The organism is uncultured Parasphingopyxis sp. (assembly GCF_937129435.1).
Classification (GTDB): domain Bacteria; phylum Pseudomonadota; class Alphaproteobacteria; order Sphingomonadales; family Sphingomonadaceae; genus Parasphingopyxis.
Genome location: NZ_CAKZNF010000044.1, coordinates 1 through 6,970, shown reverse-complemented (window position 1 = coordinate 6,970; position 6,970 = coordinate 1). Strand labels below are relative to the sequence as shown.

Genomic DNA, 6,970 nt, shown 5'->3' with positions numbered 1-6,970 from the left:
ATAATCGTCCGCGCCCATTTCGAGACCGACGATGCGGTCGGTCTCTTCGGCCCGCGCGGTGAGCAGGATGACCGGGATTTCGCTGGTTTCGCGGATATGGCGCGTCAGGCTCAACCCGTCCTCGCCCGGCATCATGATGTCGCAGACGACGCAGTCGATCGCCCCCGCCTCGATCGCCTTGCGCGCCGACACCGCCTCCGACACCGCCGTGACGCGATAGCCGTTGCGGCCGATGAACTCGGCCAGCGGCTCGCGGATCGCGCGCTCGTCCTCGACGAGCAGGATATGAGGCTGGGCGGTCATGGCTGGCAGAGCATTAGCGTCCGGGCTGTGATTGTCGAAGTGTGTGGAGTTTGTTTGTCAGAATTTCCCTATTGGGAAATCGCCGCACCGGCCCTCACCCCCTCCCGACCTCCCACGAGCGTATTCTGAATGGGAGGTCGGGAGGGGGTGAGGGCTGGTGCGGCGCCGAGCCGAAGGCAAGGTCTGACAAACCAATCAGCGGCCGACCGGTCACGCGCGGTCGGCCGCCTTTGGTCCAGGGAGCCGGGAGGGGGCGTTAGCTTCCCTGGTTTTGCATCTGGCTGCGGCGCTGCTGGCGGCGTTCCCGCCGTTCTTCGCGCATCGCCTGCCATGCAGCCTGTCTTTCGGCCTGGGTCACGGTTCCGTTACCATCGGCGTCCATGCGCTGGAAACGCGATTCGGCCCGGGCACCCATTTCGGCGCGGCTGATGCTGCCATCGCCATCGGTATCGATCTGGGCCATCCGGTTGCCGCGGCGCTCGGCGCGGCGTTCGCCCCAGCGCTCGCGCATCGCCGTCCGTGCGGCCTGACGCTCGGCCTCGGTCAGCATGCCGTCATTGTCGGTGTCCATCTGGTCGAACGGGGCGAGGAATTCCTCGCGCGAAATCTGGCCGTCGCTGTTCGCGTCCATCCGCGCCATGCGATCGCCATGACCGCCGCCGCGTCCGCCACGACGCCCATGATGGCCACGGCCGCGCCGGCCCTCGCGCATCGCCTGACGCTCGCTTTCGTCAATCGCGCCGTCGCCATTGACGTCCATGCGGGCGAAGCGTTCATCGATCTGGGCGTTGATTTCGGCCATGGTGAGGTTGCCGTCGCCATCGGCATCGGCGCGCATACCGCGGTCGCCGGGCTGCGCGACGGCAATCGCCGCGCCCGTCAGCAATATACCGGCAAAGGCGGCGGTTCCGGTCGTTTTGTTCAAGAGTTTCATATCCTGTCCCTTGTGCTCGTCATTCGATGGGAGAACGACGATCGTTCCCCGCTACCTGCCCTTAATGAAGGCCGATTGTCGCGAAACGATCCCAGTCGCGGCGAAATTTGTCGCAAATTGTCGCAAGTTCGGCGGCATCGCGGCGCTTGACCCCTGCCCCCCGCTCGGCAAAGGCAGCCGCCATGTTGAGGGAGTTCGAGGAACAGGAGCCGATCGGCCCGGCGGCGCACGAAAGCGGCGAACGCGCGCGCTCGCGCAAGCGGTCCGCATGGGAGTGGATTCGATTCCTGCTGACGCTCGCAATCCTCGGCCTGTTGCTGCGCAGCCTCGTCATTGCGCCGTACAACATACCCTCGCGATCGATGACGCCGACGATGCGGGTCGGCGACTATCTGTTCGCCGCGAAATGGCCCTATGGCTATTCGCGATACAGCTTCCCCTTCTCGCCCTCCTTTATCGACGGACGCATCGGCAGCGGCCGGCCCGAACGCGGCGATATCGTCGTCTTTCGATCCCCCGCCGACACCGACAGCGACTATGTGAAACGCGTCATCGGCCTGCCGGGCGATACGGTGCAGCTGATCGACGGCGCGCTCTTCATCAACGGCGAGGAAGCGATGCAGGTCCGTATCGCCGACTACCGCGAGCCGGTGGGCGACACGTCGGAATGCCCGCAAAGCCTCGACACGCAGCTCGAGCGGGAGAATGGCGAGCTGTTCTGCCGCACGCCGCGCTACCGCGAAACGCTGCCCGGCGGCCGTTCGTACGAAATCCTCGATGCCGGCAATACGACGGCCGATTCGACGCAGGCGGTCACCGTGCCCGAAGGCCATTATTTCATGCTCGGCGACGATCGCGACCGCAGCGCCGACAGCCGCTTCCCGCCCGAACGCGGCGGCGGTGTCGGCCTGGTGCCCGAAGAGAATATCGTCGGCCGCGCCATGGTCATCTTCTGGTCGACCGACGGATCGGCAAGCTGGTTCAACCCGGTCAGCTGGTTCAGCGCCGCCCGGTGGCACCGGTTCGGGACGCGGTTCTGATGACCGGTATCGCCAAATGGGTGCGCGAAACGCTCGGCCATGATCCCGTCGAACCGGCGCATTTCGCGCGTGCGCTTACCCATCCCAGCACGGCCGATCCCGATTACCAACGGCTCGAATTTCTCGGCGACCGCGTCCTCGGCCTGATCGTCGCCGACTGGCTCTATGCGCGCTACGACGCCGACGCCGAGGGCAAGCTCAACAACCGGCTCTCGCAGCTGGTGTCCGGCACGACCTGCGCCGCGATCGGACGCGATATCGGCGTAGCCCCGCATATTCGCCTGGGCAAGCAGGCGCGCGACGATGGCGCGGCCGATAGCGACAATGTGCTCGGCGATGTCGTCGAGGCGCTGATCGGCGCGCTGTATCTCGACGGCGGGCTGGAGGCGGCGAAACGCTTCGTGCTCGGCGCCTGGGACGGGCGCGTGACCGGCATGGAAAAAGCACCCCTCCATCCGAAAAGCGCGCTCCAGGAATGGGCTGCGGCCAACGGCTTCGAACCGCCCGTCTATGCCATCGTCCGCGAAAGCGGCCCTCCCCACGACCCGCGCTTCACAGTAAGCGCAAGCCTGCCGCGCGGCGAAACGGCGGAGGCCGAAGCCGGCTCTAAACGCGAGGCGGAAACCGAGGCGGCGAAGGCACTGCTGGAAAAGGTCGCAAAATAAGGCCGATTGCCCTGAGCTTGTCGAAGGGCTGCTTTTACTTCAAGCACCCCTGCATGACGTTCTGGACTTACCTACTCCACTGCCGTGGCGGCTTCCTCTATGCGGGGCATACCGACGATCTCGAACGGCGCGTTGCACAGCATGAGAGCGGTGCGATCCCCGGTTACTCGCGTGATCATCTACCCGTTTCGCTTGTCTGGTCGGAGGCCTTTCCGACACGCGATGAGGCAAAGTCGATGGAACAACGGATCAAGGGGTGGAGCAAGGCCAAGAAGCTTGCGTTGATCCGAGGTGATTGGGGTGAAATATCACGGCTGTCCAAGAAAAAGGAAAGCAGCCCTTCGACAAGCTCAGGGCAATCGGTAGGGGATGATGCATGACCCAGCGATGCGGTTTCGTGGCGGTGGTCGGCGCGCCGAATGCGGGCAAGTCGACGCTCGTCAATGCGCTGGTCGGGCAAAAGGTCGCGATCACCAGCCCCAAAGCCCAGACCACGCGTACGCGGCTGATGGGCATTGCGATCGACGGCGAGACGCAGATCGTGCTCATCGACACGCCGGGCATCTTCGCGCCCAAGCGGCGGCTCGATCGGGCGATGGTCGCGGCGGCCTGGGGCGGCGCGGAAGGCGCGGACGTGATCGCGCTGATCGTCGATGCCAGGGCGGGCCTGAAGGCAAATATCGAGACGATGGTCGACAATCTGCGCGAACGCCCCGAGCCGAAAATCCTGATCCTCAACAAGGTCGATATCGCGAAGAAGGACGAGTTGCTGCGCCTCGCCGCCGGGCTCAATGCGCTGCTCGAACCGCGCGACACCTTCATGATCTCCGCGACCAGCGGCGACGGTGTTGCTGATCTCAAGGCCGCGCTCGCGGAGGCAATGCCCGAGGGGCCGTGGCACTTCCCCGAAGACCAGGTCAGCGATGCCAGCCAGCGCCTGCTCGCCGCCGAAGTAACGCGAGAACAGCTCTACCACCAGCTGCGCGAGGAACTCCCTTATGCGAGCGCCGTCGACACCGAGAGCTACACCGAGCGCAAGGACGGCAGCGTCGAGATCCGCCAGCAGATCCTCGTCGCCCGGCCGACGCAAAAGGCGATCGTTCTCGGGAAGGGCGGCGCCCGGATCAAGGAGATCGGCCAGAAGGCGCGCGAGGAGCTCGGCGAGTTGCTCGGCCGCAAGGTCCACCTCTTCCTCCATGTGAAGGTGAAGGAGAATTGGGACGAGGACCGCGGCCTTTACCGCGACATCGGGCTCGACTGGGTGGAGTGAGCGCTACTCCGACATATTTGCACCTCCCTCACGGTGCAGCCCTTCCTGATATTCAAGGATATGCTCCCTTCCGTGCGGTATTGATCGCGGAGCAGAAATGTTCAGAAACTTGGCGGAGAGAGGTTTCTGCCTGGCTCGTCAGCCAAGGCTGTCTCAACGCAATGGTCTGGGGCGAAAACTGCCTCACTTGGCATGATGAGATCGACGGCGAAAACATGCGTAAATGGCAGCCCGGGCCTGTACCCGACAATCATCACATCATGACGACATGGCATGAGCACGAGGAGTTGGACGAAGTGTTCGAGTTCGCCCAGTGCTGTGCACAGCACCCGATCGCCGAAGTGGTTTCAACACTCATCATCCACATTGCTGATAATGATGACAGAGCAGCAATGTTGGCGCGGTTCGATAAAGCGGGCGCATCCCAAGAATAGGCGGCTTACTCCCAGAGATGCTGGACCAGGATCTTCACGCCGAGCCCGATCAGCACCAGCCCGCCCAGCATCTCAGCCCTGCCCTCCAGCCGCTTTCCCGCATGGCCGCCGCCGAGCGCGCCGACGAAGCACAGCACCGCCGTTACGCTGCCGATCGTGAGACACGCGACGAGCGGCGGGACCGACAGCAGCGGTAGCGTGATCCCTGCCACGGCGGCATCGATGCTCGTCGCGATCGCGGCGGCGAAGAGGTGCCAGCCGGTCAGTGACGGATCGGCCTCGGTATCCTCGCGCGAGGCGCGGAGCATGTTGAGACCGAGGATCGTCAGCAACCCGAAGGCGATCCAGTGGTCGACCGCTTCGAACCAGCCGGAGAACGCCGTTCCCAATGCCCAGCCGATCAGCGGCATCACGCCCTGCGCGACGCCGAAGGCCAGTGCGAGCGTCAGCGCCTGCGGCACCCGCACCCGCCCGGCCGCGCCCTGCGCCAGCGACACGGCGAAGGCATCCATGGCCAGCGCAAGGGCGAGGATCAGGACGGCGATCATGAGTGTTAGCCGAGCATCTCGTCCACCCAGGCTGGCACCAGTTCGCCCGCCCTCCCCATCCGGCTTTCGTGGAAGAAGATGCTCCCCTCGCTCGGTTCGAGATTGAGTTCGAGCGTCCGGGCGCCGTGATGGCGTGCGCCCTGGACGAAGCCGGCGGCGGGATAGACCGCACCCGACGTTCCGATCGACACGAACAGGTCGCACGCGGCCAGCGCATCGTCGATCCGGTCCATCTCGTAGGGCATTTCGCCGAACCAGACGATGTCGGGGCGAATCTGACCGGCCGTGCCGCAGGAGGCGCAGGCCGGGCGATCGGCCATCGTGCCGTCGAACGGCGCGCGTGCGTCGCAGGCCAGGCACCATCCCTTTTTCAGTTCGCCATGCATGTGGAGCAGCCGCGTCGCTCCGCCGCGTTCGTGCAGATCGTCGACATTCTGCGTCACGATCAGCAGCTCGCCCGGCCATTCGGCGTCGAGACGCCCCAATGCCTCATGCGCCTCATTGGGCGTGACCCTGTCGAGATTGGCCCGCCGCTGGTCGTAAAAATCGAGCACGAGATCGGGATCGCGCGCATAGGCATCGGGCGTTGCCACATCCTCGACCCGGTGCCCCTCCCACAGCCCGTCCGGCCCGCGAAAGGTCGGTACGCCGCTTTCGGCCGAAATGCCCGCGCCGGTCAGTACCACGATGCTCTGAATATCGGTCATAGGGAGGGCTATAGCCGCCCGCCGTCGCCCTACGGAAGGCTGTCATTATTGGAAAATGTCTGTCATCACACCCGGCGATGACTCGTCCCATATCCGCCATTCCGCCGTCCGCGCTGCGATGCCTGTTTCACGAGCTGGCCGCGCTCGCGCACGTAACAGGCGTGAACTGTGCGACTTCTCGAGGCGGGGCGCGATGACCGAGATCGGCATTTTCGGCAGCGAAGGGCGGATGGGACAGGCGATCGCCGCGATGCTCGATGGCATGGGCGCGGGCCATGCAGGCGGCGTCGACAAGGGCGGCGATGCGCTGTCGCTGGCGAAGGACGCCGACGTTCTTGTCGATTTCTCGACGCCGGAGGCGCTTGCCGCCCATCTCGACGCGGCGCGCGGTGCGGGCACCCCGATCCTGATCGGCACCACGGGTCTCGAACAGGCGCACCATGACGCCATCGACGCGGCGGCGAAGGACATTCCGGTGCTGCTGGCGGCGAACACCTCGCTCGGCGTCAACCTGCTCGCCCATCTCGTCCGCGACGCGGCGCGGCGTCTCGGCAGCGACTGGGACATCGAGATCGTCGAGATGCACCATCGGCACAAGGTGGACGCGCCCTCCGGCACGGCCTTGCTCCTCGGCGAAGCGGCGGCGAAGGGGCGGGACGTCTCGCTGGGCGACGTCGCCGAACGCGGCCGCGACGGCACCGATTGCAAGCGAGCGGAAGGCGCGATCGGCTTTGCGAGCCTGCGCGGCGGTTCGGTCGCCGGCGAGCATCTGGCGATCTTCGCGACCGATGGCGAACGCATCGAACTCGGCCACCGCGCCGAGAATCGCGATATCTTTGCGCGGGGAGCAATCAAGGCCGCGCTGTGGCTCGATGGAATGCCGGCCGGGCGATATGTGATGACGGATGTGCTGGGGCTGTGATGGTTTTGGTTTGTCAGACTTTGGCTTTCGCCAAAGCGCCGCACCAGCCCTCTCCCCCACCCGGCCTCCCACGTGAGTATCCTGAATGGGAGGCCGGGTGGGGGAGAGGGCTGGTGCGGCGCCGAGCCGTAGGCGAGGTCTGACAAA

Annotated in this window: 10 protein-coding genes; 6 read left to right on the top strand and 4 right to left on the bottom strand. The window is 65.3% G+C overall.

Annotated features, from left to right (window positions below; translation table 11 throughout):
• Window positions 1–303 (bottom strand): response regulator (locus Q0139_RS08270; RefSeq protein ID WP_298020003.1); only part of this gene is annotated, 303 nt, incomplete at its 3' end.
• Between the two features lie 256 nt (window positions 304–559).
• Complete coding sequence (locus tag Q0139_RS08265) at window positions 560–1,237, bottom strand: hypothetical protein (protein ID WP_298020000.1); 678 nt, start codon at window positions 1,235–1,237, stop codon at window positions 560–562.
• A 182-nt stretch (window positions 1,238–1,419) separates the two neighbouring features.
• Between Q0139_RS08265 and lepB the strand changes: the two genes are divergently transcribed.
• The 5 genes from lepB to Q0139_RS08240 all read left to right on the top strand — a co-directional run bounded on the left by lepB (window position 1,420) and on the right by Q0139_RS08240 (window position 4,646).
• Complete coding sequence (gene lepB, locus Q0139_RS08260) at window positions 1,420–2,277, top strand: signal peptidase I (RefSeq protein ID WP_298019997.1); 858 nt, start codon at window positions 1,420–1,422, stop codon at window positions 2,275–2,277.
• Entirely contained in the window at window positions 2,277–2,942 is a 666-nt protein-coding gene (rnc, locus tag Q0139_RS08255; protein ID WP_298019994.1) for a ribonuclease III, read from the top strand. The genes lepB and rnc overlap by 1 nt, the downstream gene beginning before the upstream one ends.
• Window positions 2,943–2,995: 53 nt before the next feature.
• Window positions 2,996–3,322 (top strand): GIY-YIG nuclease family protein, encoded by a 327-nt coding sequence (locus Q0139_RS08250; RefSeq protein WP_298019991.1) that lies wholly within the window; start codon window positions 2,996–2,998, stop codon window positions 3,320–3,322.
• The gene (gene era / locus Q0139_RS08245) at window positions 3,319–4,212 is read left to right on the top strand and encodes a GTPase Era (RefSeq protein ID WP_298019989.1); all 894 of its coding nucleotides are present in this window, start codon (window positions 3,319–3,321) and stop codon (window positions 4,210–4,212) included. Before Q0139_RS08250 ends, era begins: the two co-directional genes overlap by 4 nt.
• A 161-nt stretch (window positions 4,213–4,373) precedes the next feature.
• On the top strand, window positions 4,374–4,646 hold the full coding sequence (locus Q0139_RS08240; RefSeq protein ID WP_298019986.1) for a hypothetical protein: 273 nt from the start codon (window positions 4,374–4,376) through the stop codon (window positions 4,644–4,646).
• A 5-nt stretch (window positions 4,647–4,651) separates the two neighbouring features.
• On the opposite strand, the gene Q0139_RS08235 is transcribed toward Q0139_RS08240, so the two are convergent.
• Window positions 4,652–5,194 carry a manganese efflux pump MntP family protein gene (locus Q0139_RS08235; protein ID WP_298019983.1) on the bottom strand — a complete coding sequence of 181 codons (543 nt, stop codon included), beginning with the start codon at window positions 5,192–5,194 and terminating at the stop codon, window positions 4,652–4,654.
• 5 nt (window positions 5,195–5,199) lie between these two features.
• Window positions 5,200–5,901, bottom strand: coding sequence for an NAD-dependent deacylase (locus tag Q0139_RS08230; protein WP_298019981.1), 702 nt, complete (start codon window positions 5,899–5,901; stop codon window positions 5,200–5,202).
• 193 nt (window positions 5,902–6,094) lie between these two features.
• On the opposite strand from Q0139_RS08230, the gene dapB reads away from it, so the two are divergent.
• The gene (gene dapB, locus Q0139_RS08225) at window positions 6,095–6,823 is read left to right on the top strand and encodes a 4-hydroxy-tetrahydrodipicolinate reductase (protein WP_298019978.1); all 729 of its coding nucleotides are present in this window, start codon (window positions 6,095–6,097) and stop codon (window positions 6,821–6,823) included.
• Window positions 6,824–6,970 lie beyond the last annotated feature (147 nt).